This is a genomic window from Sphingomonas sp. FG14 (assembly GCF_057809675.1).
In genome coordinates, this window is the sequence record NZ_JBMDKK010000003.1 from 337,035 (window position 1) to 361,757 (window position 24,723).

18 protein-coding genes are annotated in these 24,723 nt (G+C 63.7%); 15 read left to right on the forward strand and 3 right to left on the reverse strand.

The window, feature by feature from the left end; all coding sequences use genetic code 11:
* Nucleotides 1–8: 8 nt before the first annotated feature.
* From ACODTA_RS13865 to ACODTA_RS13900, 8 genes are all read left to right on the forward strand, one after another.
* The gene (locus tag ACODTA_RS13865; RefSeq protein ID WP_489066499.1) at nt 9–791 is read left to right on the forward strand and encodes an SDR family NAD(P)-dependent oxidoreductase; all 783 of its coding nucleotides are present in this window, start codon (nt 9–11) and stop codon (nt 789–791) included.
* A 94-nt stretch (nt 792–885) separates the two neighbouring features.
* A complete protein-coding gene (locus ACODTA_RS13870; protein ID WP_489066500.1) occupies nt 886–1,776 on the forward strand; it encodes an enoyl-CoA hydratase in 891 nt (296 codons plus the stop codon).
* 62 nt (nt 1,777–1,838) lie between these two features.
* On the forward strand, nt 1,839–3,467 hold the full coding sequence (locus ACODTA_RS13875) for an acyl-CoA dehydrogenase family protein (protein ID WP_489066778.1): 1,629 nt from the start codon (nt 1,839–1,841) through the stop codon (nt 3,465–3,467).
* Nucleotides 3,467–4,573 carry a CaiB/BaiF CoA transferase family protein gene (locus ACODTA_RS13880; protein ID WP_489066501.1) on the forward strand — a complete coding sequence of 369 codons (1,107 nt, stop codon included), beginning with the start codon at nt 3,467–3,469 and terminating at the stop codon, nt 4,571–4,573. Before ACODTA_RS13875 ends, ACODTA_RS13880 begins: the two co-directional genes overlap by 1 nt.
* Nucleotides 4,574–4,575: 2 nt before the next feature.
* Entirely contained in the window at nt 4,576–5,220 is a 645-nt protein-coding gene (locus tag ACODTA_RS13885) for a nuclear transport factor 2 family protein (protein WP_489066502.1), read from the forward strand.
* A gap of 93 nt (nt 5,221–5,313) precedes the next feature.
* Entirely contained in the window at nt 5,314–5,793 is a 480-nt protein-coding gene (locus ACODTA_RS13890; RefSeq protein WP_489066503.1) for a (2Fe-2S)-binding protein, read from the forward strand.
* Nucleotides 5,790–7,961, forward strand: a complete 2,172-nt coding sequence (locus tag ACODTA_RS13895; protein ID WP_489066504.1) for a xanthine dehydrogenase family protein molybdopterin-binding subunit — start codon at nt 5,790–5,792, stop codon at nt 7,959–7,961. Before ACODTA_RS13890 ends, ACODTA_RS13895 begins: the two co-directional genes overlap by 4 nt.
* Nucleotides 7,962–8,121: 160 nt before the next feature.
* Nucleotides 8,122–8,883, forward strand: a complete 762-nt coding sequence (locus tag ACODTA_RS13900; RefSeq protein WP_489066505.1) for an AraC family transcriptional regulator — start codon at nt 8,122–8,124, stop codon at nt 8,881–8,883.
* Nucleotides 8,884–8,910: 27 nt separating this feature from the next.
* Here ACODTA_RS13900 and ACODTA_RS13905 read toward each other — a convergent pair whose 3' ends face one another.
* From ACODTA_RS13905 to ACODTA_RS13915, 3 genes are all read right to left on the reverse strand, one after another.
* Nucleotides 8,911–10,368, reverse strand: a complete 1,458-nt coding sequence (locus ACODTA_RS13905) for a serine hydrolase domain-containing protein (protein ID WP_489066506.1) — start codon at nt 10,366–10,368, stop codon at nt 8,911–8,913.
* A 92-nt stretch (nt 10,369–10,460) separates the two neighbouring features.
* Entirely contained in the window at nt 10,461–11,444 is a 984-nt protein-coding gene (gene dgcA / locus ACODTA_RS13910) for an N-acetyl-D-Glu racemase DgcA (RefSeq protein WP_489066507.1), read from the reverse strand.
* A complete protein-coding gene (locus ACODTA_RS13915; protein WP_489066509.1) occupies nt 11,441–12,499 on the reverse strand; it encodes an N-acetyltransferase DgcN family protein in 1,059 nt (352 codons plus the stop codon). Before ACODTA_RS13915 ends, dgcA begins: the two co-directional genes overlap by 4 nt.
* 388 nt (nt 12,500–12,887) lie before the next feature.
* On the opposite strand from ACODTA_RS13915, the gene ACODTA_RS13920 reads away from it, so the two are divergent.
* The 7 genes from ACODTA_RS13920 to ACODTA_RS13950 all read left to right on the forward strand — a co-directional run bounded on the left by ACODTA_RS13920 (nt 12,888) and on the right by ACODTA_RS13950 (nt 24,675).
* Nucleotides 12,888–14,111 carry an alpha/beta hydrolase gene (locus ACODTA_RS13920; RefSeq protein ID WP_489066511.1) on the forward strand — a complete coding sequence of 408 codons (1,224 nt, stop codon included), beginning with the start codon at nt 12,888–12,890 and terminating at the stop codon, nt 14,109–14,111.
* Between the two features lie 314 nt (nt 14,112–14,425).
* Nucleotides 14,426–15,520, forward strand: a complete 1,095-nt coding sequence (locus tag ACODTA_RS13925) for a response regulator transcription factor (RefSeq protein ID WP_489066512.1) — start codon at nt 14,426–14,428, stop codon at nt 15,518–15,520.
* A 207-nt stretch (nt 15,521–15,727) separates the two neighbouring features.
* Nucleotides 15,728–17,881 (forward strand): TonB-dependent siderophore receptor, encoded by a 2,154-nt coding sequence (locus ACODTA_RS13930; protein ID WP_489066513.1) that lies wholly within the window; start codon nt 15,728–15,730, stop codon nt 17,879–17,881.
* Nucleotides 17,882–17,965: 84 nt separating this feature from the next.
* Nucleotides 17,966–18,964 carry an alpha/beta hydrolase fold domain-containing protein gene (locus ACODTA_RS13935; protein ID WP_489066514.1) on the forward strand — a complete coding sequence of 333 codons (999 nt, stop codon included), beginning with the start codon at nt 17,966–17,968 and terminating at the stop codon, nt 18,962–18,964.
* A 122-nt stretch (nt 18,965–19,086) separates the two neighbouring features.
* Nucleotides 19,087–21,051: a S9 family peptidase gene (locus tag ACODTA_RS13940; RefSeq protein ID WP_489066515.1), complete on the forward strand. Its 1,965-nt coding sequence runs from the start codon at nt 19,087–19,089 to the stop codon at nt 21,049–21,051.
* 123 nt (nt 21,052–21,174) lie between these two features.
* Nucleotides 21,175–22,638: an N-acyl-D-amino-acid deacylase family protein gene (locus ACODTA_RS13945; protein ID WP_489066516.1), complete on the forward strand. Its 1,464-nt coding sequence runs from the start codon at nt 21,175–21,177 to the stop codon at nt 22,636–22,638.
* Between the two features lie 54 nt (nt 22,639–22,692).
* Nucleotides 22,693–24,675, forward strand: a complete 1,983-nt coding sequence (locus tag ACODTA_RS13950; protein WP_489066517.1) for a CocE/NonD family hydrolase — start codon at nt 22,693–22,695, stop codon at nt 24,673–24,675.
* Nucleotides 24,676–24,723: the final 48 nt, after the last annotated feature.

Below are 24,723 nucleotides of genomic sequence, written 5' to 3' on the forward strand. Positions count from 1 at the left end.
GAGCAGAGATGAAGCTTGAGAACGGCATTGCGGCGATCGTGACGGGCGGAGCCTCCGGGCTCGGCGAGGCGACGGCGCGGGCGCTTGCGGCGAAGGGCGTCAAGGTGGCGCTTTTCGACATGAATGCCGAGCGTGGCGCACAGGTGGCGGCCGAAATCGGCGGAACCTTCTGCGCTGTCGACGTGACCGACGAGGCTTCGGTCGCGGCCGGGTTCGAAACCGCGCGCGCGGCGCATGGGCAGGAACGGATTCTCGTCAATTGCGCGGGGCGCGGCAATGCGATGAAGACGGCGAGCCGCGACAAGACGACGGGTGAGGCCAAATATTTCCCGAGCGACGCGTTCGACATGATCCTCCAGATCAACCTGGTCGGCACGTTCCGGTGCATCGCGCGCTCGGCCGCCGGTATGCTCGATCTCGATCCGCTCGAGGATGGCGAGCGTGGGGTGATCATCAACACCGCCAGTGTCGCGGCGCAGGATGGGCAGATGGGGCAGGCCGCCTATGCCGCGTCGAAGGGGGGCATCACTTCGCTTACCCTTACCGTCGCGCGCGATCTGATGGGCGACGGCATCCGCTGCAACTGCATCCTGCCGGGCATCTTCGATACGCCATTGCTGGCGCGCGCCCCCGAGGCGGTTCGCGCCGGGCTGGCCGCCAGCGTGCCTTTCCCCAAGCGCCTCGGCCGACCGCAGGAATATGCGGCGCTGGCGCTGACCATGATCGAGACCGGCTATTTCAACGGAGAGAATGTGCGGCTGGACGGCGCCATCCGCATGCAGCCAAGATAAGGGCCGGCAAGATTGGGTTGGCGGCGCCTCAATTTTGCACTATGGTGCAAATTCATTCGGGCGCTGACGCGCCGTGCAGGAAGAGGATCGATCCATGGCCAGCGCCGCTCCCGGCCCGGAAGGTGAAGAATCGTTCGTTCATTACGAAGTGCGCGGCAATGTCGCCTGGGTGTGGCTGGCGCGCCCCGATGTGAACAACGCGCAGAATTATCGCCTGCTCGGGCAGCTCGATGCCTGTTTCCGTCGGGCGGTCGATGACGATGATGTCCGCGTCCTGGTGCTTGGCGGGCAGGGCAAGCATTTCTCCGCCGGTCATGATCTCGGCACGCCCGCCAAGGATACGCATCTGCCGCGCGAGCGTGTGCTGCTGTGGGACGATCACACGACCAAGGATGGTGCCGAGCGACAATATACGCTCGAACAGGATGCCTATCTCGGCCTGTGTCGCCGCTGGCAGGACATGCCCAAGCCGACGATCGCGATGGTGCAGGGGGCATGCATCGCGGGCGGGATGATGCTGGCGATGGTGTGCGACATGATCGTCGCGTCCGACGATGCCTTTTTCCAGGATCCGGTGGTGCGCATGGGCGTGCCAGGCGTCGAATATAGCGCGCATCTCTGGGAATTGCCGCCGCGCATCGCGCGCGAATTCCTGTATCTGGGCGCTCGCATGCCTGCGCAACGCGCCTATGATCTGGGCATGATCAACCGCGTCGTCCCGCGTGACCAGTTGGAGGCGGAGGTGACAGCGATCGCTGACGAGATCGCGACGCGGCCCCGCTTTGGCCTGACGCTCAGCAAGCAATCGATGAACTTCATCGAGGATCTGCGCGGCAAGCGCGTGTCGATGGATGCGCTGTTCCACATGCATCACCTGGCGCATGCGCATAACCAGCTTACCACCGGCACGCTGACCGGCGGGATGGGTGCTAAGGAGATGTCGCGCGCCAACAAGGCGGGTGCCGGCGAGCGGAGCGAAGGTTGAATATGGCGGCGACCGAGCCGGGTGAAGCGCTGGCGCTGGGCGGACAGACGCTTGTCGGCTTGATGCGCGAGGCAGCGGGCGCCGCGCAGGACTTTGTGACGGCCGCCCGTCCGGCGGTCGCCGCGCGCGTTTCGATCGGTGGACGGATCGATCGGGTAAGCGCAGACGAGGAACAGCATGTCGTGCACGGCTTCGGCTGGTACGCCGCTTATGCCGAATTGCTGAACCAGGTAGCCGGTTGGGCCGAACGGTTAAAGGCCGACGGCCATTTCGGCGAGACCGAGGCGCTGCTGTCTCAGCTTCTGTTCGGAGAATATGCACGGCAATTGGCCGGCGGCATCCCGATGAACCAGGGCGAGATCGTCCGCCCCCAAGATCTTACCGACGATCCGGCATCATTGCGGCATCTGGAGGCGTCATCGCTCGCGCGGCTGGCGCACGAGGGGACGACCCGGTCGGTCAAGAGCGCGGTCGCCGCGCGGGTCGCGTCGGCGTTGGGGCATGCCACGGTGGAGCGCACCGGGCTCGACGACATGCTCGAAATGGTGCGCGACCAATTCTATGCCTTCGCGCAGGAGAAGGTGACACCGCATGCGCAGCAATGGCATCTCGATGACGAGCTGATTCCTCTGCCGCTGGTCGAGGAATTGGGCGCGATGGGCGTGTTCGGCCTGACCATCGACGAGGATTATGGCGGCCATGGCATGGGCAAGACCGCCATGTGCGTCGTGTCGGAGGAATTGTCGCGCGGATGGATCGGGGTCGGCTCGCTTGCCACCCGGTCCGAGATCGCGGGCGAACTGATCCTTTCGGGTGGGACGGAGGCGCAGAAGCGCCACTGGCTGCCGCTGATCGCCAGCGCGGAGATCCTGCCGACGGCGGTGTTCACCGAGCCCGATACCGGGTCGGACCTGGGCGCGCTGCGTACGCGCGCGTCGATCGCGGGCGATCACTATGAGGTCTCCGGCGCGAAGACATGGATCACCCATGCCGCCCGCGCCGACATGATGACGCTGCTGGTGCGCACCGATCCGGAGACCCGGGACCATCGCGGCCTCTCCATGCTGCTCGCGCCCAAGCCGCGCGGGACGGTCGAGGATCCGTTCCCGGTCAAGGGCATGAGCGGCGGCGAGATCGGCGTGATCGGTTACCGCGGGATGAAGGAGTATGAGATCGGTTTCGACGGGTTTCGCGTTGATCGCGCCAACCTGCTCGGCGGGATCGAGGGGCAGGGCTTCAAGCAACTGATGGCCACGTTCGAAAGTGCGCGCATCCAGACCGCCGCGCGTGCGGTCGGCGTCGCGCAGGCTGCGCTCGATACCGGCCTCGCCTATGCCCTGGCGCGTCGGCAGTTCGGGCGCCCGATCTTCGAATTTCCGCGGGTCGCCAACAAGCTGGCGATGATGGCGGCGGAGATCATGGGCGTGCGCCAGCTCACCTATTTCGCGGCGCGCCAGAAGGATGAAGGCAAGCGCTGCGATCTGGAAGCGGGCATGGCGAAGCTGATCGCCGCGCGCGTCGCCTGGGCGGCGGCGGACAATGCGCTGCAGATCCATGGCGGCAACGGCTTTGCCGAGGAATATGTCGCGAGCCGGCTGCTCGCCGATGCCCGCATCCTCAACATCTTCGAGGGCGCGGGCGAGATCCAGGCGCAGGTGATCGCGCGCCGCTTGCTTGAGGACAAGAACTGATGGGGCAGGGGCCGCTTTCGGGCGTACGCATCGTCGAATTCGCCGGGATCGGGCCGGGGCCGTTTTGCGGCATGCTGCTGTCCGACCTGGGCGCCGATGTGATCCGCATCGATCGGCTGGGCGCCGATGGCGGCGGCGTCGGCAACGTCACAGCGCGCGGTCGTCGTTCGCTGGCGTTCGACCTCAAGGATCCGGCATCGATCGCCACCTGTCTCGACTTGATCGAAAAGGCCGATGCGCTGTTCGAGGGCTTCCGCCCCGGCGTGATGGAGCGGCTGGGGCTTGGCCCCGATGCCGCGCTCGCGCGCAATCCGAAGCTCGTCTACGGGCGGATGACCGGCTGGGGCCAGACCGGACCGTTGGCCCAGGCGGCGGGCCACGACATCAACTATATCGCGATCTCGGGCGCGCTCCACGCGATTGGTACCGCGGACAAGCCGGTGCCGCCGCTCAACGTCGTCGGCGATTTCGGCGGTGGATCGCTTTATCTGGCGATGGGGCTGTTGGCGGGCGTGATCAACGCGCGCGCGACCGGCAAGGGCCAGGTGGTCGATTGCGCGATCGCGGAGGGCGCGGCGTCGTTGATGTCTATGTTCTACGGCTTCAATGGCGTCGGCCGCTGGAAGGACCGGCGCGGGGCCAACCTGCTCGATGGCGGTGCGCATTTCTACAACAGCTATCGCTGCGCTGATGGCGGCTGGATCGCGCTGGGTTCGATCGAGCCGCAATTCTACGCGCTGCTCGTCGAAAAGGCCGGGCTCGACGAAACCTTCCTGCCGCAGATGGATCGCGACCGCTGGCCCGAACTCACCGACAGGCTGGCGGAGATCGTGGCGCTGAGGACGAGCGACGAATGGTGCGCTTTGCTCGAAGGCACCGACGCCTGTTTCGCGCCGGTGCTCGGTATCGAGGAGGCGCCCGCTTATTCGCACAATGTCGCGCGCGGGCTGTTCGTCGAGGTCGAGGGCATCGTCCAGCCGGGTCCGGTTCCGCGCTTTTCGGAAACGCCCGGCGCTGTCCAGGGGCCGCCGCCGATCGTCGGCGCGCATACCGATGAGGTGCTGCGCGATTGGGGCGTCGGTGTGCCCGATAAGTTGGGAGAGTGATGATGGATAGGACCGAAAGGCGCGGCGCTTTGAAGGCGATGCTCGCGGCGCCGCTTGCGGCCGGGCTGCTGGTCGAGCCGGCGGCTGCGAAGGAGAAGGGCGCCAAGATGCACGGAAATCCGGGAGACATGCTCGCCGATCTGGTGGCGCGCCAGCAGATCACTGACGTCCTGTTCGACTATGCGCGCGGCAACGACCGGCTGGATGAGGCGTTGCTGCGATCCTGTTTCTGGCCGGATTCGCGGCACCAGCATGGACGCTTCAAGGGCTTGTCGCAGGATTTCATCGGCTTCGCGGTGAAGATCGTCGGCGGCGTGATCATGACGACGCACGCGATCAGCAATGTGGCGATCCGGCTGAAGGGTGATCGCGCTTTTACCGAATGCTATTTCGCGGCGCATCACCGCAGATTGAACACCGCCAAGACCGACGAGGAGGATTTCTTCGTCAGCGGCCGGTATCTCGACCGGTTTGAACGGCGGCAGGGCGTGTGGAAGATCGCACAGCGGCGTGGTCTCACCGATTGGGAGCGGGTGGAGCCGCGCGCCGATGTCTCGATGGCCAATGCGCCAAAGGAACATCTCAGCCAGCGCAAGCCCGACGATCCCTATTACACGATGCTCGCCGAGTTCGAAGCCGGGCGTTAGACCGATCTCAAACCGGCTCTATGTCATTCCCGCTTTCGTGTGACATAAGATGGATCATTCCAGCGCGGGAGGGACAGCCGGCGACTCGGAACGATGACTGAATCCGAAATGAGGGCCGGACAGGTGACGAAACTCAACATCAACGGCAAGGATCGCGAGATCAGCGCGGCGGCGGATACGCCCCTGCTTTGGGTGCTGCGCGACGAGATGGGGCTGACTGGCACCAAGTTCGGCTGCGGCATTGCGCAATGCGGCGCCTGCACCGTCCATGCCGATGGCGAGGCGATCCGATCCTGTGTCACCACGGTCGAGATGGCGCAGGGCATGCGCATCACCACGATCGAGGGGCTGGAGGCGAAGCATCCGCTCCAGGCCGCGTGGGAGCGCCATAATGTGCCGCAATGCGGCTATTGCCAGTCCGGCCAGATCATGAGCGCGGCGGCGCTGCTCGCGGCCAAGCCCAAGCCGAACGACACCGAGATCGTCGAGGCGATGAACGGCAATATCTGCCGCTGCGGCTGCTACAATCGCATCGTTGCGGCGATCAAGGATGCGGCGGGAGTGGCGGCATGAGCGGGCGTGAACGCATCGGCGCCTCGCGCCGCGAACTGCTGATCGGCGCCTTGCTCGTCGGCGGCACCCTGGTGGTCGGCGGCACGCCCGCGCTGGCGGCGGTCTCCGAGGAGGCCGATTTCGTTGCGTTCGGGCCCTTTGTCCGCATCGCGCCCGATGACAGCGTCACCGTGATCGCCAAATTCTCTGAGCTTGGCCAGGGCGCGCAGAGCGGCCTGGCCGCGCTGGTGGCCGAGGAACTCGATGCCGACTGGTCCAAGGTCTCGGTCGAGAATGCCGCCGCCAATGTGAAGCTCTATGCGCGCGGCGGCTTCGGCATCCAGTTGACCGGCGGGTCGGGCAGTATCACCGACAGTTGGGACCAGCTCCGCAAGGCGGGTGCCGCGGCGCGCGCGATGTTCGTTTCCGCCGCCGCCACCGAATGGGGCGTGCCGGCGACGGAGATCACGGTCGAGAACGGCATCGTCAGCCATGCGGGAAGCGGCAAGCGCAGCGGTTTCGGCCGGCTGGTCGCGGCGGCGGCGAAGGTGCCGCCGCCCGCCCAGCCCAAGCTCAAGCCGGCGAGCGCGTACAAGCTGATCGGCACCAATCGCGTCACCCGGCTCGATGCGCGCGCCAAATCGACGGGCACGGCGCGCTTCACGCAGGACGTGCAGTCGCCTGACATGCTGATCGCCGTCGTCGCGCATTCGCCGCGCTTTGGGGGAACGGTCGCGTCGTTCGACGACAAGGCTGCCCGCAAGGTCGCGGGCGTCGTCGATGTCGTCCAGATCCCCAGCGGCGTCGCGGTGGTCGCGAGCAACACCCATGCCGCGATCGCCGGCCGCGATGCCCTGGTGGTCCAGTGGAACGACGACAAGGCGGAGAAGCGGTCGTCGGGCGCGATCGCCGAGCAATATCGCGCAATGGCGCATGGCACCGAAGCCGTGCCATGGGCGCCGTTCGATCAGCGCGGCGATGCCGCCAAGGCGTTCGACGATCCCGCGCGCACGCTGGACATCGACATGACGCAGCCCTTCCTCGCCCATGCCTCGATGGAGCCGATGAACTGCGTGGCGCTGGTGAAGGAGAAAGGCGCGAAGCTGACCTTCGGCTGCCAGAGCCAGACGATGGACCAGAATGTCATCGCCGCCCTGCTCGGCTGCGATCCGTCCGATATCGAGATCGAGACCTTGCCCGCGGGCGGCAGCTTTGGACGGCGATCGGTTGCGACGGCGGATTACCAGAAGGAAGCCGTGGAGGTCGCGCGGCGGATGAAGGGGCGTCCGGTCAAGCTCGTCTGGACGCGCGAGGACGATATGGGGGGCGGCTATTATCGTCCGCTCACACATCATCGCGCGCGCGTCGCGGTCGATGCGGCCGGCTATCCCGCAGCGTGGGAGCATCGTATCGTCACCGCGTCTTTGATGCGCGGCACGCCGTTCGAGATGGTCATCAAGGACGGCGTCGACAGCACCGGCGTGGAGGGCGTGCAGGGCTCGCCCTATCTCAAGGCGACGCCGGTGGTGGATGCCAGGGCCTTCCATCCGGAGACCAAGGTTCCGGTGATGTGGCTGCGCTCGGTGGGCGCCACGCACACCGCGATGATGATGGAGCATGTGATCGACCAGCTCGCGCATCGCGCGAAGGTCGATCCGGTCGCGTATCGCCGGACCCTCTATGCGAAGGCGAAGGCGGAATCGCACCTCGCGGTGCTCGATGTCGCCGCCGAGAAGGCGGGCTGGGGCAAGCCGATCGAGAAGGGCTGGGCACGCGGCGTCGCGGTGCACGAATGTTTTGGATCGACTGTCGCCAATATCGCCGAGGTCAGTCTTGTGAATGGCGAGCCGCGCGTCCGCCGCGTGGTGGTCGCGATCGATTGCGGTATCGCGGTCGCCCCCGATCAGGTTCGCGCGCAGATGGAAGGCGGCATCATGTATGGCCTGTCCTACACGCTGTTCGGCGACGTGAAGATCGAGGACGGCATCGTCCAGAACCGGAATTTCGACGGCTATCGCGTGCTCCGCCTGGAGGAGGCGCCGGTCGTCGAAGTCCATATCCTGCCTTCCACCCGCAACCCGGCGGGCGCCGGCGAACCGGGCACGCCGGTGATCGGCCCCGCGGTCGCCAACGCGCTGCTGGCGCTCACCGGCAAGCCGACGACGGCGCTGCCGCTGGTGAAGGCCTGAAGGCCGGTCAGGGGCGCATTTCCGATAGACTCCAACGGCAGCGCCTGACCGGGCGAATCCGGCGGCATTCGCCCGTTCGATATATGCCGAAGGGCTTGCTCAGCCCGGTCGTTTCGGGTGCAATGTGCACTGCACAATCCATGTTGGCGGGCTGAGTCGCATGATTCGAAGCGAAGATGTCATCAGCGATGAATTGCCGGTCGTGGGACTTGGCAACGAATATATCTCGGGCTTCGTCGATCCGATGCACAGCCACCCCAAGGCGCAGCTTCTCTACGCCATATCCGGCGTCATGGAAGTGACCACCGAACGCTGCAGCTTCATCATCCCGACGAACCGCGCCATGTGGATTCCCGCCGATTGCAGGCATGAGGTGCGCTATCGCGGATCGGCGTCGCTGCGCACTTTGTATATCGACAATGTCTATGACCTCGAGCCGTCGAAATGCCGCGTGCTCGAAGTCTCTAACCTGTTGCGGGCACTGATCGTCGAGGCGGTGGGATTTTCGTGCGACTATGATGTCGACAGCCGGGAAGGGCGTCTCGTCGGCGTGCTGCTCGAGGAGATCAGGCGGATGTCCACCATCTCCTATCACGTCACCATTCCCACGGATCGGCGGCTGGCGCGCGTGTGCCGCGCGATCCTCGACAATCCGGCGGATGCTCGGGTGATCGACGATTGGGCGTCGCTGGTGGGCATGAGCCGGCGCAGCTTCACCCGTCTGTTCCGCGAGGAACTGGGCATGGGCTTCGCGCTCTGGCGCCAGCAGGTGCGGCTGCTGGAAGCGATCTCGCTTCTGGAGGCTGGTCATTCGGTGGCCTCGGTCGCTTTCGACGTCGGCTATGAGAGCCCGAGCGCCTTCACCGCCATGTTCACGCGGACCTTTGGGCGGTCACCCAGCCTCTATGCGGGGCGCTCGTGAAGGTCTGACCTTTGCAGGGTTACCCGATCACTGGCGTGTGCGGACAAGAACAAGCCCCTGTGCCCGCCCGGCCTTGAGCGTATAGCCGGTGACTTTGCGGCTCCTGTCGCGGGCGAAGGTCAGCGTGACGCCATCGCCGAAGAATATGTCCTTGCCCTGGGGCACGAAGTGCGTCGCCGGAAGAAAGCCGACGCGCAGATCGAGGCCGTTGCCCGTAGCCGACAGGATATGATCGGCGTCGAGTTCGTCGCTCGCATAACGCCCGGCATAGTCGCGCAGCGAATAGGGTTTCTCCAGCGTATAGGGCGGGGATTTCACAGCCCGATCGTCTGGCTGGCGATAGCGCGGCTTGGGGAGTTCGGTCGGTGCGCCCTTCAGCAGATCCTTAGGCAGATACAGGTCCGCCACCGCGCGGCTCAGATTGGTCGCGGGCGCACCGCCAAGGTTGCACAAGACGGTGACGGCAAGCTTTTGCCCGGGGAAAAGCAGCATGTTGGTCGCATAACCCGGAATGCCGCCGGAATGGCTGACCACGGGCAGACCGCGATAGTTTCCGACCGTGAGGCCGAGCGCGTAGACGGCCGAACCTTCGTCGTTCGCTTTGGCCGGCTTGCCATCGTTGAAGGTGCCGGGCGTCCGGAGCGCATCCACCAGCCCCTGGGGATTCGGGCCGAGTGACGGATGAAGGAAATTGTTCGACCAGATCGCCATGTCCTGGACGGAGGTCAGCACCGCGCCGTCGCCCTGGATCTGATCATAGGTGGGGCGCCAGATCGCGAAGCCCTTGCCGTCGTCGCGCATGTAATGGCCTGGCGCGCGGTTCTTCATGATCATCTGGCGGTCGTCGTAGACGCGGGTGTGCAGCATGCCCATCGGTTCGAACACGTTGCGACCGAGAAATTCGCCGAGCGGCTGGCCGGAGACGCGCTTGACCACGATCCCCAGCAGGACATAGCCCGAATTGCTGTAGGTATAGGCCGTTCCGGTCGGGAAGTTGAGTTGCTTCTGACGGGCGATGAGGCCGAGGATTCGCTCTTCCGTGACCGCGTCGAGCCAGTTCCAGCCCGAAAATTCCAGCAATGTCAGGAAATCGCGGATGCCGCTGGTGTGATTGGCCAGATGGCGCAGGGTGATCGGGCGGCCATATTCGGGAATCTCCGGCACATATTTGCGGATATCGTCGTCCCAGGACAATTTACCCTGCTGCGCGAGAAGCTCGACGGCGGTGGTGGTGAAATGCTTGGACAGTGACGCGATGTTGAAGACCGTATCCGGCCGGTTCGCCACGCCCTGTTCCAGGTCAGCCATGCCATAGCCTGCCTGGAAGACGGATTTGCCGTCCCGGGTCACCCCGACGGCGCAGCCCGGGCTTGTGCTGCTCGCCCACGGTGCGAAGATCGCGTCCACCGCGTCTTTCCCCGGCTCGGCATGCGCGGTTCCGGTCAGGCAAAGGCTCAAGGCGACACAGAAGCCAAGTCTCGTCATCGGATCGTCCATTCTCGCTGCGAAGGCTGAGCGCCCTCACGGGCGTCTGCCTTTGTGAAACCGGGCGGCGGAAGCGGTGGGCGAGGCTGTCGTCAGCCCCAGAAGTCCGGCCAGGGCGGTGTCATGACGCCGTCTTCATAGACGATGCCATTGTCCCAATCCCGGCTTTGCAGCAGCGGTCCGTCCAGATCGCGGATTTCGCAGATCTGCCCCAGGATCATCGCCGGGGCCATCGCGACCGAGCCACCGACCATGCACCCGACCATCAACTTGAAGCCCTCATCCTGCGCGGCCCTTGCGAGTTCGAGCGCGGCTGTCAGTCCGCCTGTCTTGTCGAGCTTGATGTTGACGAAGTCGTACCGGCCTTTCAGGTGTGGCAGGTCGGCGACGGTGTCGATCGCCTCATCGGCGCAGATCGGCACGGGGCTGACGAAGTCGATCAGTCCGTCGTCTCCGTCGACGGGCACGGGCTGTTCCAGCAGCGCGACGCCCAATCCCGCCAGATGCGGAGCGAATGCCTTCAGTTGCTCCACGCTCCATGCCTGGTTCGGATCGACGACCAGCCGCGACGAAGGCGCGCCGCGATGCACGGCTTCGATACAGGCGATCGGATCGTCGGCCGCGACCTTGATCTTGATCCAGGGATAGCGGTGCAATTCCCGCGCGCGCGCCTCATAGCCGGCGATATCGCGGATGCCGATGGTGATCGCGGTGGTGATCGGGCCGCCCCTGCCAACGGCGGCCTTTTCCCAGGCGCGCACGCCGCCAAGCTTGGCTTCCAGATCCCACAAGGCGCCGTCCAGCGCATTGCGTGCGCCGCCCGGGGGCAACAATGCCAGCAGATCCTCGCGGTCGGCGCCCGCTTCGATCTCGCCGCGAACGGCTTCGATCTGCGCTTGCATGCTTTCGGGCGTCTCGCCGTGATAATCCACGCCGGCGGCTTCGCCCAGGGCAAGAACACCCTGTTCGTGAAGGCGAACCACGACGACTTCGGATGTGGTCTGCACACCGCGAGAAATGGCGAAGGGCTCCTTCAGGGGCCAGGAGATCGGTTGAACGTCCAGTTTTCGTGTCATGGCGCCTGCAATTTGCTGATGATCGCATCCGGAGAGGTGCGAAGTGGATCGAAGCTCGGAACCTGAAGCAGATACTCCGCTTCGTCCAGCGCCCGTTCGCTGGCGCTGTCGTCGAGGCGCGAGGTGTTCAGGCTGGCACCGACCAGCCGCACGCCGGGATTGGTCAACCGCGCGGCTTGCAGATTCATCTCCGCGAGCTGATCGAGCGGCGGAATCCGGATGGCCGGCTGATCGTTGATATGGGCGCGGCCGGCTTCGTGGCAGAGCACGAGCGCATCGGGCTGGGACCCGTGGATCAGGGCAAGGGTGACGCCCGCATAAGCGGGGTGGATTAGCGAGCCCTGGCCTTCGATGATATCCCAGTGATCGGGGGCGGCATCGGGTGAAAGCACCTCCGCCGCACCGGCGGCGAAGTCGACGACCACCGCGTCCATCGGAAGGCCCTGGCCGGCGATAAGGATACCGGTTTGTCCGGTAGCCCGGAAATCGGCATCGATGCCGGCCTGGCGCATGGCCTTTGCCAGCGAGAGTGCGGTGTATTTCTTGCCGAGCGCACAGTCGCTGCCGACGGTCAGCAGGCGCTTTCCGCTGCGCTTGTTCCCGGTGGCGACGGCGATGCCTTTCGGCGGCTCACGCACGTCGATCAACGCGACCCCGTTGCGTCGCGCCGCCGCGACGAGTTCGGGAATATCGTTCAGTCGGCTGTGCAGGCCGGCGACGATATCCAGGCCCGCATCGGCGGCTGCGACCAGGCAATCGATCCAGTGCGCCGGAATCCGGCCGCCGGCCGGGGCGATACCAATCACCAGCGAAGCGGCGCCGCTGGCGACGGCCGTCGCGGCATCCATTTCAGGCAGGTTCAAATCCGTGCGGCAGCCCGGAAGGCGCCATTGCGCCAAAACGTCATCGGGCGCCCAGTCTCGAATGCCAAAAGCCGTCTTGGCATGGCCAGACGAAGCGGCATCGCCGATGAAGAGAAGATAGGGTTTGCGGAGCCTGTATGTAACGCCGGCCGAGGCTGGAGTGGCGGACGTCGCGATTGTCTGTACGTTCATGGAAGGTCGGGCCTTGCTTGCGGAAGGTCGCCACCGCCTTAGCCGTGAAGAAATATGTGCCGCATCCGTATAAATGCTTGATTCTCAATCTTCTTCCACTTTTCCGGTATTTTGAGCCTGTGCATCGGGTAGCGGCATTCGGGCCACGCGGATGCGTAAAATATTGCGACATCGAGTCAATGTTGGACTCGTATGGCGCGAATATGAAGTGAAGTTTGTCGAAGATTATATAATCTGTTAGCGCGGATAAAGTTGGTAGACGTATCAAAAAACCGGTTTAAGCAAAAATACTTAAGGATGGATCATTCATATGATGACTTGCCGTCTTGAAGATATTCTTGTTCGTCGCGGATTTTTGCGAACCTTGCGATTTACGTGCATTGCAGCCTTGCTGGCATCCGTAGCGCCGTTGCAGCCGGCGCTGGCGGCAAAGGGGAGTGGGGTGGCGGCGAAGCCTGGGCCGATCCCACTCGGCCAGCGCTTCGTGATCCGTTCGAAGCTGCTGAAGGAAGATCGCGAGATACTGGTGCGGCTGCCCGCATATTATGACCGGGCGAAGCAGCATTATCCGGTGCTGATCGTACTCGATGGCGGGAATCATTTTCTGCACGCATCTGGCGTCGTCGATTTCCTGAGCGCCGGCGGCCGCATTCCCGAGATGATCGTGATCGCGGTGCCGACGATGCAGCGCCGTGCGCGCGACCTGACCGCGCCGCTCGTCAACGACGAGAAGGCACGCGAGGGCTATAAGGACATTCCTGTGGGCGGTGGCGCCGCATTCGCGAACTTCCTGGCGGACGAGGTGATGCCATGGGTGGATTCGCATTATCGCACCGCGCCGTATCGCGTGCTGATGGGTCATTCTCTGGGCGGGCTGTTCAACTTCATCGCGCTGTTCGATCGGCCCGATGCCTTTCAGGCGCATATCGCGGTCAGCCCGTCGCTATGGTGGGACAAGCAGGCCTATGTGACGCTGGCCGAGCAGAAACTCGGCACGCTCAAGCAGCCGCATTTCCTGTTCATGAGCTGGGGCGACAAGGAGAAGACGATCAGCGAGTCCAGCCAGAAGCTGGTCGACTGGATGACCGCCCATCCCCTGGCGGGCCTAACCTGGAAGGCCCGCCATTATCCCGGCGAAGATCACGGCACGACGCCGCACCGTACGCTCTATGATGGGCTTTCGGCGCTGTATGAGGGCTGGCTGCCCGATACCAACATGCACGATGCCGAGGATCCCGACTATATAGCGGAGAAGGACTTCCCCGCGCTGCTCGCCGCGCATCAGGCCGCGCGATCGCGGCGTTTCGGCTATGACGTGCCGCTCCAGCCGGTGGAGGCCGACACGCTGGTCAGATGGCTGATCAAGCGCAAGCGGCTCGACGAGGCGCTGGCCAGCGCGCGGCGCAATGCGGCGCTGTTCCCCGAATATTCGGACTTTCAGGAAGGGCTGGGCAAGGTGCTGACCGAAATGGGCCGCCATGCCGAGGCGCTGCCCCATTACGAGGCCGCCATCAACGACCCGGGCGAATATAACGATGTCTGGAGCGACGCCGTCCGTATCCGCAAATTGCGCGATCAGGCGAAAGCGCCATCCGCCCCGGCTTCCAATTGATCGCCCGCCCACCGCGAGTCCTGTTCGGCATAGGTGTAAAGTGCTGGCTCGTCGGTGGGCATTGCATGGCCAACAGGCCGATCGGACGTGCCGCCATCCGCAAAGAATGCCCGGATTAATGGGGTAATGGGCTGCCGGGTTGGGCTCTTTCACCCCAATCGGCATGGCTGGCCCACTCGCAAAGACATCAGACCTGCGGCCGCTATCTGGTGTCGCGATTCCTGCGTAACCTTTGTGCATCGGAATCGTCACACGGGTTTCACGAACGGCCGCAGAGCCGGGGGACTCGCCAGGGAGGAAATCCCATGATGCAGATGTCCAAGATCGAGCGATTGCAAAACAGGCCCCATTCGCCCTCGAAGCTGAAATCCGCGTTCGATCTGAATTCGTTCTGGGATTCCTTCGTGGAGATCATCGACACAGCGATTCCCTATGAAGCCTGCGAGCTCTTCTTCGATTTCGATGGCTTCCAGCCGCGCCGGGCCTTGTATCATTCCCGCAAGGCCGGGCATTCCGGATATCGGCCGCCCGTCAGCCTGAGCATCGCGGCACCCTATCTGCAGAGAAATCCGCGCGAGAAGCTGTACAGCTATTCCCAGATCGCGCGCACCGATCCGGAGGCGCCGCAGCGCCGCGACGAGCAGAAGAAGAAATCGCACGAATGGAAGGACTTCGTGCAATCCGCCTTCTGGCGCGATGGTGAACTGGAAGCCGTCATCAGCATCGGCTGGGACAGTCTCGACAAGACCTTGCCCGAACGCGCGATGGATCTGCTGAGGGGGTTGTATTTCGATGTCGAGACGGCGCTTCGCCGCCTGCGCATGCTCGATCATGAACGGCTGAAATATGGCGCTCTCGAGCAGGTGATGCTCGACATGCCGATCCCGGTGATGCTGATCGATGGTGATGGCGAATTGCTGTTCTGCAACGCCCGCGCCCGCGCGGCCAATGCGCGCTGGAACGCCGCGCTGCCGAGGACATCGGAGCCCCTGCCGGCCTCGCTTAACGGCATGATCGAGGATCGGCGATCCGGCGATGACCCTGCATGGGTGGGCCAGATCCGGCATCCTGGCCTCGAGAATTTCTGGATTCGGGTCGGCGTGAGTTGGGGAACGCCCAGTATCCGGTCGAGCCCATGCTATGTCGTAACCTTCGTCGAAAATGACGACACGTATGCCGAAGATAAAAAGCATCTGCCGGACAAGGTGGATCAGTCGATCAGTGCCTTGCAGTCATTGTCGCCGCGGGAGAGGCATGTGGCGATACTGATCAGTCAGGGGCTGAGAAATGCCGAGATCGCGCAAAAGCTGGTGCGTTCTCGAAGAACGATCGAGTTCCAAGTCGCGTCCATATTCAGAAAACTCAATATTTCCAATCGCGTTCAACTGGTGCGTCTGATGTCCGCCTAAGGTCGTTCGCGCCCGTAAAGAAAAACCGAATTTGAAAAATTCGATCGATGGCCGCGCTTTCGCGCGTCGGCCTCGCTCGCCTTGCGATCATCGCGCCTCGGGATGGCGCGTGAACGATCAAACGCAAAAAAACGGGGAGAAGTCATGTCCAACCATTCATTCAGCCGCGGTATCTCTCGGAGCTCATTCAAGCGGGCCTCTCTGTCGATGGCCGCGCAGGTGCCGCTCGCGCTCGCGCTGCTCCATGCCGTGCCCGCCATGGCCCAGGCCAATGCCGATGAGGAGAAGGATTCGAAGGAAATCCAGGATGCCATCGTCGTCGTCGGCAATGCGGCCGCGCGCGATCTCACCATCGGCCGGACGCCGCTTTCGATCCGCGAAACGCCGATGTCGGTGGTCGTGATGGATGCCGGGCGCATCGAGGACCAGAATCTTCGCAGCCTCGACGATGTGCTGCTGCAGACACCGGGCGTGGTCCTGGGCGCGGACAGCAGCATCGAGAACACCTATTACGCGCGCGGTCATGTGATCCAGTCGACGCAATATGACGGCATGACGACCGAAACCGCCGCCGAGCAGATCGCCAGTCCGAACATGGCCATGTACGAAGCGGTCGAGGTCCTGCTCGGTTCGAACGGCTTGCTGAATGGCGTCAACGGGTTCGGCTCGATCAATCTGCGTCGCAAGCGTGCGCTCGACTCGTTCCAGTTCAACGGTGGCGTGGCGGCCGGCAATTGGGATCGCTACCATATCGACGCCGATGTCACCGGTCCGCTCGACAAGGATGGCAAGGTGCGGGGCCGCGTCGTCGCGTCCTACGATACCAAGCAATATTTCTATCCCTATGCCGACTTCAAGGAGGTGCTGCTGTTCGGCACCCTGGAAGCCGATCTGACGGAGACGACGACGTTGCGCGTCGCGTCGCACTGGCAGAACACGGATGCGCATCCGAACACGCCCGGCGTGCCGTTCTATACCGACGGCGGCTCGATCGGCTTGCCGCGCTCGACCATGCTGAGCCCGGCCTGGAGCCGGTTCCGCTACAATACGAAGAACGCCTTCGTCGAATTGAACCAGGAACTCGGCTCCGATTGGAGCATCAAGGGGATGTTCAACTATCTGGATACCAAGAGTTCGAACAACTACGCCTATTATTGGGGCGGAATCGATCGCGCGACCCAAGCCGGCGCGGCAGACTGGATGGGACTGTTCTTCGAACAGGCGAGGTTCCGCCTAAAGCAACAGGCCTATGATCTGGCGATCAGCGGACCGCTGCGCTTCTGGGGGCGGGAGCATCGGGTGCTGCTGGGCATCAATCACCAGGCGACGCGGTCCTTCTCGACCTGGGCCTATCCGTCACCCGACGATAATCGGATCAACATCTTCGATTTCGATCCCGCCAGCGTGCCCCGGCCCGATTGGGGGACTCCCGAATATTATTCTCCGGCCTCCACCACCCAGACCGGCATATTCGGGCAGGTCGCGCTCAAGCCGCTCGACAGTCTGACGGTCATGCTGGGCGGCCGCGTGAGCTGGTGGGAAACCGATTCCTGCGGCTATATCTGGGGCACCAACGCCTATGACTGGGGCGACAAGCTCAAGCTCGACTCGCTGTTCACGCCATTGGTCGGGCTGGTGTGGGACTTCTCCAAATCATGGTCGGCCTATGCGAGCTTCACCGACTATCAGACGCCCCAGACCGCCAGGAATCGTGCAGGCGATTTGCTCGGCCCGATGAAGGCGACGAATTACGAAGTCGGGATAAAGGGCGCGTTCTATGGCGGCAGGCTGACGACGTCGCTCGCATTCTTCCGCTTGCAGGAGGTCAATCGCGCGATCGCGGATACGGCCGGTCCGCCGAACCAGGGCGGGGCAACGCCTTTCATCGCGGGCGGCGAGACGCGCAGCGACGGTATCGAGCTTCAGCTCAATGGCCAGATCACGAGCGATTGGAGCATGAACTTCGGCTATACGTACAATACGACGAAATATGTGAAAGCCGATGTCGATCAGGGCAGGCCCTTCGCAACCTTCACGCCGAAACATCTCGCCAAGCTGTGGACCTTGTATCGCCTGCCGTTCGATGACGGACGCATGTCGGTCGGGCTTGGTATTGTCGCGCAAAGCAAGCTTCGTCGGCCCCTTGACGATCAATGGTCTGTGTTCCTGAAAAAGAAAGGATATATCGTTGCAGATGTGAGGGTTACTTACAGAGTAACCGATAACTGGACGGCTGGTGTCAATCTCAACAACATATTCGACAAGAAATACTATGCCGGATCTGTCGGTAGCAGTGCCGATGGCAATCATTTCTACGGTGATCCGCGGAACTTCATGTTCACGCTTCGCGGAAAATACTGAAACCTGATCCCTTGTTCGGAGGCGCAGGACGATCGCTTGTCCTGACGAGCGCGGACCGGCGCCTCCTTTCCCCTGGAGTCCTGAATGAGCATCTCTCTTTCCCCGGTCAGCGTTTCGACCGAAGTGAAGTCCGACGAAGACGGCCTCGATCCGGAAATTCGCGCGTTCGTGCGCGGAATGTCCGAGCGTTGGCGCCAGCATCCATCATTGGCGTCGGTCGAGATTCCGGAAGCGCGGAGGATCGCGGAAGAGGTGCGCAGCGTCTGGACCGAAGGTGGCCCGCGCATGGCGCGCACCACCGAAATCCAGGTGCCGATGGACGAAGGCAGCGTGAGGATCCGGATATTGCAGCCGGAAGGGGCGAGCGCGCAGCCGGCGCTCGTCTATCTTCACGGCGGCGGCTGGACGATCTTCAGCATCGACACCCATGATCGGCTGATGCGTGAATATGCGGGCCGCGCGGGCATCACCGTGGTGGCGGTCGATTATTCGCTCTCGCCCGAGGTGCGCTTTCCCCGCGCGATCGAGGAGACGCTGGCGGTGGTGCATTGGCTGCGCGCCAATGGCGGCGGATATGGCATCGACGCGGCCCGCATCGCGATCGGCGGCGATTCCGCCGGCGCCGCGATGACGCTCGCCGTGTGCATGATGCTTCGCGATGCCGGTCTCGGCGATGCCGTGTCGGCGATGCTGCTCAATTACGGCGCCTATGACGCCGCCTGCGACACGCCGTCCTACGATCGCTACGGCAATGGCGGCTATATGTGGGATTCGGGCGAGATGGCCGCGTTCTGGGCGAATTATCTCGCCGATCCCGCCGATGCCCTCAATCCGCTCGCCTGCCCGATCCGCGCTGACGTCCACGATCTGCCGCCGTCATTCCACGCGATCCCGGAATGCGACGTGATGTTCGACGAAGCGCGCGTCATGGCCGAAAAGCTGCGTGTCGCCGGAAACAAGGCGCAGACGGTGATCTATCCCGGTGCGACGCACAGCTTCCTCGAGGCCGTATCTGTCGCTCGCATCGCCGACCGCGCTTTCGACGAGGCGTCGCGCTGGCTGAAGGACATGCTCGACGGGTGAGCAAAAGGCGGGGGTCTGGAGCCGGTTTCTAAAAATGGAGGGACGCAAGCATGCCCGATCAATCCATGCCCGCAACGGCGCGATGGTCGTTGCGATCGTTTCTTCGGAGATATGGCGTTCTGGTGCTGGTCTCGTCGCCGGCGGTCATGGTCGACGGACATGCCTTCGCGGCGCCGCCGCGCGCGGTGCAGCTCTCGGATCTGGAGAAGCTGCGGACGGTGTCCGGCGTGCGCCTCTCACCCGACGGTACCCAGGTTGTTTATACCGTGACGGAGAAGGATGTGGGTGCCGACGAAACGCGCACCAGCATCTGGAAAGTCGCGGTGAACGGCGGTGCGCCGGTGCGGATCGGCATCGGCCATATGCCGGGCTGGAGCCATGATGGCCGCCGGATCAGCTTCCTGCGCGCCAGCGAGAGGGGCGCGCAGCTCTGGTTGATCGATGATGGGGCGGACGGTGCGGAGCGGCGCGTCACCGACATTGCCGGTGGCATCGACAGCTACGCCTGGTCGCCCGACGGCACACGGCTGGCATTGGTGCACACCGCGCGAACGGAAGAGCCGCGCGACGGCAAGGCTTCGGGGGCGCCGTCCCCCTGGGTGATCGATCGTGTCATCTTCAAGACGGACGCGGGCTCCGGCTATCTCCATTCCGGGATCAAATCGCCACGCATCTATCTGTTCGAACCCGCAACCGGGGCGTTCGCGCCATTGACGGCCGGCGGTGAGTTCGAGGAATCGGATCCGGCCTGGTCTCCGGACGGAACGCGCATCGCCTTTGTCAGCAGCCGCGAGCGCGACTGGCAGCACAGCGACTATGGGGACATCCATGTCGCCGAGGCGCGCGCCGGCAGCACGCCTCGGCGGCTGACCGATTTTCCGGGCGCGGACTATGGCCCGGCATGGAGCCCCGATGGGCGGCAGATTGTGTTCCTGCAGGGCAGCGATCCGAAATACTGGATGTACAATCAAACCGGTCTGGCGATCGTGCCGGCCGATGGCGGCGCAGTCCGGCCGATCGGGCGGGCGCTCGACCGCGACATCAACCGTCCGAGTTTTTCGGCGGATGGTCGTGAGATCCACGTTCTCGTCGACGACGACCGCGAGCGCTATCTGGCGAGGATTCCGGTCGCGGACGGCAAGGCGATCCGAATGTCCCCGCCGTCCCTGGTGCTTCACGACTATCAGGTCGCGTCAGGCAAGACAGCCATACTGGCCGCGTCGAGCGCGCATCCGGCAGAGATCTTCGCGCTGGACGGCGGAAAACCCCGCGCACTCACCCACCATAACGCCGCCGTGCTTGACGGGATCGCGGTAGCGGGTTGGGAGGATGTGTCGTTCACGGCCGGTGACGGCGCGCGCGTTTCCGGTCTGCTGGCGAAGCCCGTCGGCTATGTCGCGGGGAAATCCTATCCGACGATCCTCTGGCTCCATGGCGGCCCCTATGGCCAGGATACCCGCGAGTTCGATCCGATCACGCAATGGCTGGCGGCGAACGGCTATGCCGTGCTGGCGGTCAATTATCGTGGAAGCAGCGGCCGCGGCGCGGAATTCGGGCGCGGGATATTCGCCGACTGGGGCAATCGCGACGTCAACGATTCACTGGCCGGTATCGACCATCTGGTCCGCCAGGGCATCGCGGACCCCGATCGGCTTGGCGTCGGCGGCTGGAGCTATGGCGGTTTTCTCACCGATTTCATCATCGCCAGCGATACGCGCTTCAAGGCCGCAATATCGGGCGCCGGATCGGGGACGAAGACATCGCTCTACGGCACCGATCTCTATGCGCATGGCAATGAACTGGAATTCGGAACGCTCTGGAGCGGCAGGGATACATGGCTGCGCGTGTCCCGGCCGCTGTTCCAGGCTGATCGTATCGTCACGCCCACCCTGTTCCTGCATGGGGAAAAGGATTTCAACGTGCCGGTCAGCGGCAGCGAGCAGATGTACCGGGCGTTGAAGACGCTGCGCGTTCCGACGCAGATGGTGATCTATCCGGACGAGCATCATTCGATCCATCGCCCGAGCTTCGTGCGCGACATGATGCAGCGCATCGTCAAATGGTACGATCGATATCTGTCGAAATAGCACGCCCCCGGTTCGAGCGGAGAAGAGAAGGCATGGCGGTTATCGAAGACGGCGGCGCGATGCCGCGCCGGCGGTTCCTCAAACAGGCGCTGGCGGGATCCATCGTCGCGGCGTCCGCCGCGCATGCGCTCCCCCAGCCGGGCGGGGACATGCATCACCAATATCCGCCTGATCGATGGCACCGGCGCGGCGGCCCGGCGCGCGGCGGTGCGGATCGCGGGCGGCCGTATCGTCGAGATCGGCGCCACGCTCGCGCCGCGTGTCGGCGAGGCGGTGCATGACGGGCAGGGGCAGGTGCTGGCGCCCGGCTTCATCGATACGCACAGCCATCATGATCGCGGATTGCTCGATGCGCCCGACGCGGCGACGTTGCTGAGCCAGGGTGTGACGACGATCGTCGTCGGGCAGGACGGTTCGGCGGCACTGCCGTTGCGGTCGCTATGGGACGATCTGGCGAGGACGGGTGCGGCGGTGAACGTCGCATCCTATAGCGGCCATAACAGCCTGCGCGCGAAGGTGATGGGCGAAGATTACCGGCGTGTCGCCACGACCGGCGAAATCGAGCGGATGAAGGCGTTGCTCGACGCGGACATGCGCGCCGGCGCGATCGGGTTGTCGAGCGGTCTCGGCTATGATCCCGGCATCTATTCGGCTTCGGACGAGGTCATCGCGCTCTGCAAGGCGATCGCGCCCTATGGCGGGCGCTATATCAGCCATATCCGCAGCGAAAACGTCAATCTCTGGGCATCGATCGACGAGCTGATCCGCGTCGGCCGGGAGGCGCGGGTGCCGGTGCAGCTTTCGCATGCCAAACTGTCCATGGCGTCCTTATGGGGTCAGTCGCGCAAGCTGCTCGACCGGCTGGACGCGGCCCGGGCGCAGGGCATCGACGCGACCCTCGACATCTATCCCTATGAATATTGGCAATCCACCATGACGGTGATGCTGCCCGATCGCAATTTCGACGATATCGAAGCGACGCGGTTCGCCCTGCGCAATTTCGTTGTTCCGGAACGCGTGATCTTCAACGTCTATGAAGCCGATCCCACGATCGCCGGCAAGACGCTCGCCGCGCTGGCGGCGGAACGCGGGCGCGATCCGGCCGAACTCTATCTCGAACTGATCCGCACGGCCCAGGCAGCGGACAAGCATGAAAGCATCATCGCCGCCAGCATGAGCGAGGCCGATATCGCGACGATGATGCGCTGGCCGCACGCGAATATCTGTTCGGACGGCGAGATGCGGGGCGGGCATCCGCGTGGCGCCGGGTCGTTCAGCCGCATCCTGCGCAAATATGTGCGCGAGGACGGAATATTGTCGCTTGCACAGGCCGTCCACAAGATGTCGGGCCTGGCGGCGGATCATATGGGCTTTGCGGATCGCGGCCGCGTTCTTCCGGGGCAGGCGGCGGATCTGGTTCTTTTCGATCCCGATATGGTGCGCGATCATGCCTCGATCGAAACGCCCCGCGCGCTTTCGACGGGCATCAGCCGTGTCTGGGTCAATGGCGAACTGGTCTGGCGCGGCGCGCGCGCGACGGGTGCCCTGCCCGGGAAAACCCTGCTCAACCGGTGTGCTGTTGGCTGAGCGATCCTGATCATGTCGGTTCAGGCGCAATCAGGTCTGATTTGGCGAGAAGATTTGCCGATCGGAGAATTCGGCGTAAGCTGGCACGTCACCATCCCCGGGGGAATCACCATGATCGTTCGCCGCTTCGCCACGGCCCTGCTTTCGTCCGCTCTCGCTCTTGCCGCCGCCGTGCCCGCCATGGCGCAGACCCAGGTCACCAGCGACATCCCACCGGGCTTCAAGCCGTCGGACGATCTGAAGGACTTCACGATCCGCGAGGTCCAGATTCCGATGCGCGACGGCGTGAAGCTGCATGCGAACATCGTGATTCCGAAAGGCGCGAAGAATGCGCCGATCATCTTCTCACGCACCCCCTATTCGGCGGACAAGGCGATCACCGGCCTGCCGTCCAACCGTTATTCGATGGCGCTGCCGACGGCCTATGCGGAGCTTGCGGCTGCCGGCTACATCATTGTCGTCCAGGATGTGCGCGGCCGTTACAAGTCCGAAGGCGACTATATCATCGCCAAGCCGCTGATCGGCCCGCTCAACGACACCAAGAACGACCACTCCACCGACACATATGACAGCATCGACTGGCTGGTGAAGAATGTGCCGGAAACCAACGGCAAGGTCGGCACGGTCGGCGTCAGCTATGGCGGCTTCACCACGCTGATGAGTCTGGTCAATCCGCATCCGGCGCTGAAGGCGGCGGTGCCGATCAATCCGCTGGTCGATGGATGGATCGGCGACGACTGGTTCCACAATGGCGCCTATCGCCAGAGCTTCCTCGACTGGGTCTACCGGATGAGCGCCGACAAATCGTCGCGTTACGGGCTCCAGTTCGATCGGCAGGACACCTATGAAAGCTGGCTGAAGGCCGGTTCGGTCAGCGACATGGCGAAGCTGATCGGCGTCGACAAGCTGCCGGTGTTCCAGAAGGCGGTCGCCCATCCCGCTTATGACGATTATTGGAAAGAGCAGGCGCTCGACAGGATCCTTGCGAAGGAGCCGCTCAAGGTGCCGACGCTCCATGTCCACAGTCTTTGGGACCAGGAGGATATCTACGGCGCGCCGGCCGTCTACGAGGCGATGGAGCCCAAGGACAAGGGCAATGACGAGAATTTCATGATCATCGGCCCGTGGCGCCATGGCCAGAACATGAACCTCGATGGATCGAAGCTGGGCGCGATCGATTTCGACGGCAATACGTCCGCCTGGTATCGCGAGAAGGTGCTGATCCCCTTTTTCGACCAGCATCTGAAGGACGGCGGCAAGAACGCGAAGCTCGCGCCGGTGACGGCTTTCGAGACCGGCGCCAACGAATGGCATCGCTATGATCGCTGGCCGCTGTCGTGCGCCAGCGGTTGTCCGTCCCAGTCTAGGTCGATCTATTTTTCGGCCGAAGGCGGGCTGGGCTGGAACGCGCCTGGCGGGGCCGGCGGGTTCGCCGAATATATCTCCGATCCCGCGCGGCCGGTCACTTATCGCCAGCGGCCGATCCTCTCGACCTACAATCCGCAGACGAGCTGGGGGCAATGGCTGGTCGACGATCAGCGCTTCGCGGAAGCGCGGCCGGACGTCGTCACCTTCGTGAGCGACGTGCTGACCGATGATGTCCGCCTGGCCGGCCAGCCGATCGCCAAATTCTTCGCTTCGACCAGCGGCACCGACAGCGACTGGGTGGTCAAGCTGATCGACGTCTATCCGGCGGAATATCCCGCCGCCCCCGAAATGGGCGGCTATGAACTGGCGATCTCGATGGACATCATGCGTGGCCGCTATCGTGACGATCCGTCGAAGCCCACGGCGATCCCCGCGAACAAGGTCGTCGAATATCAGCTCAAGCTGCCGCAGGTGAGCCACAAATTCCTCAAGGGCCACCGCATCATGGTGCAGATCCAGTCGAGTTGGTTCCCGCTCTATGATCGCAATCCCCAGACTTTCGTGCCCAACATCTTCACCGCGAAGAAGTCGGATTATGTGAAGGCGACGCAGCGCATCTACAGCTCGGCCAAATATCCGAGCCGCATCGAATTGCCCGTGATCCCGTGAGGGTCGCACGCCCCGCATCGGCGCCTTGCGCCGGTGCGGGGCGAAACG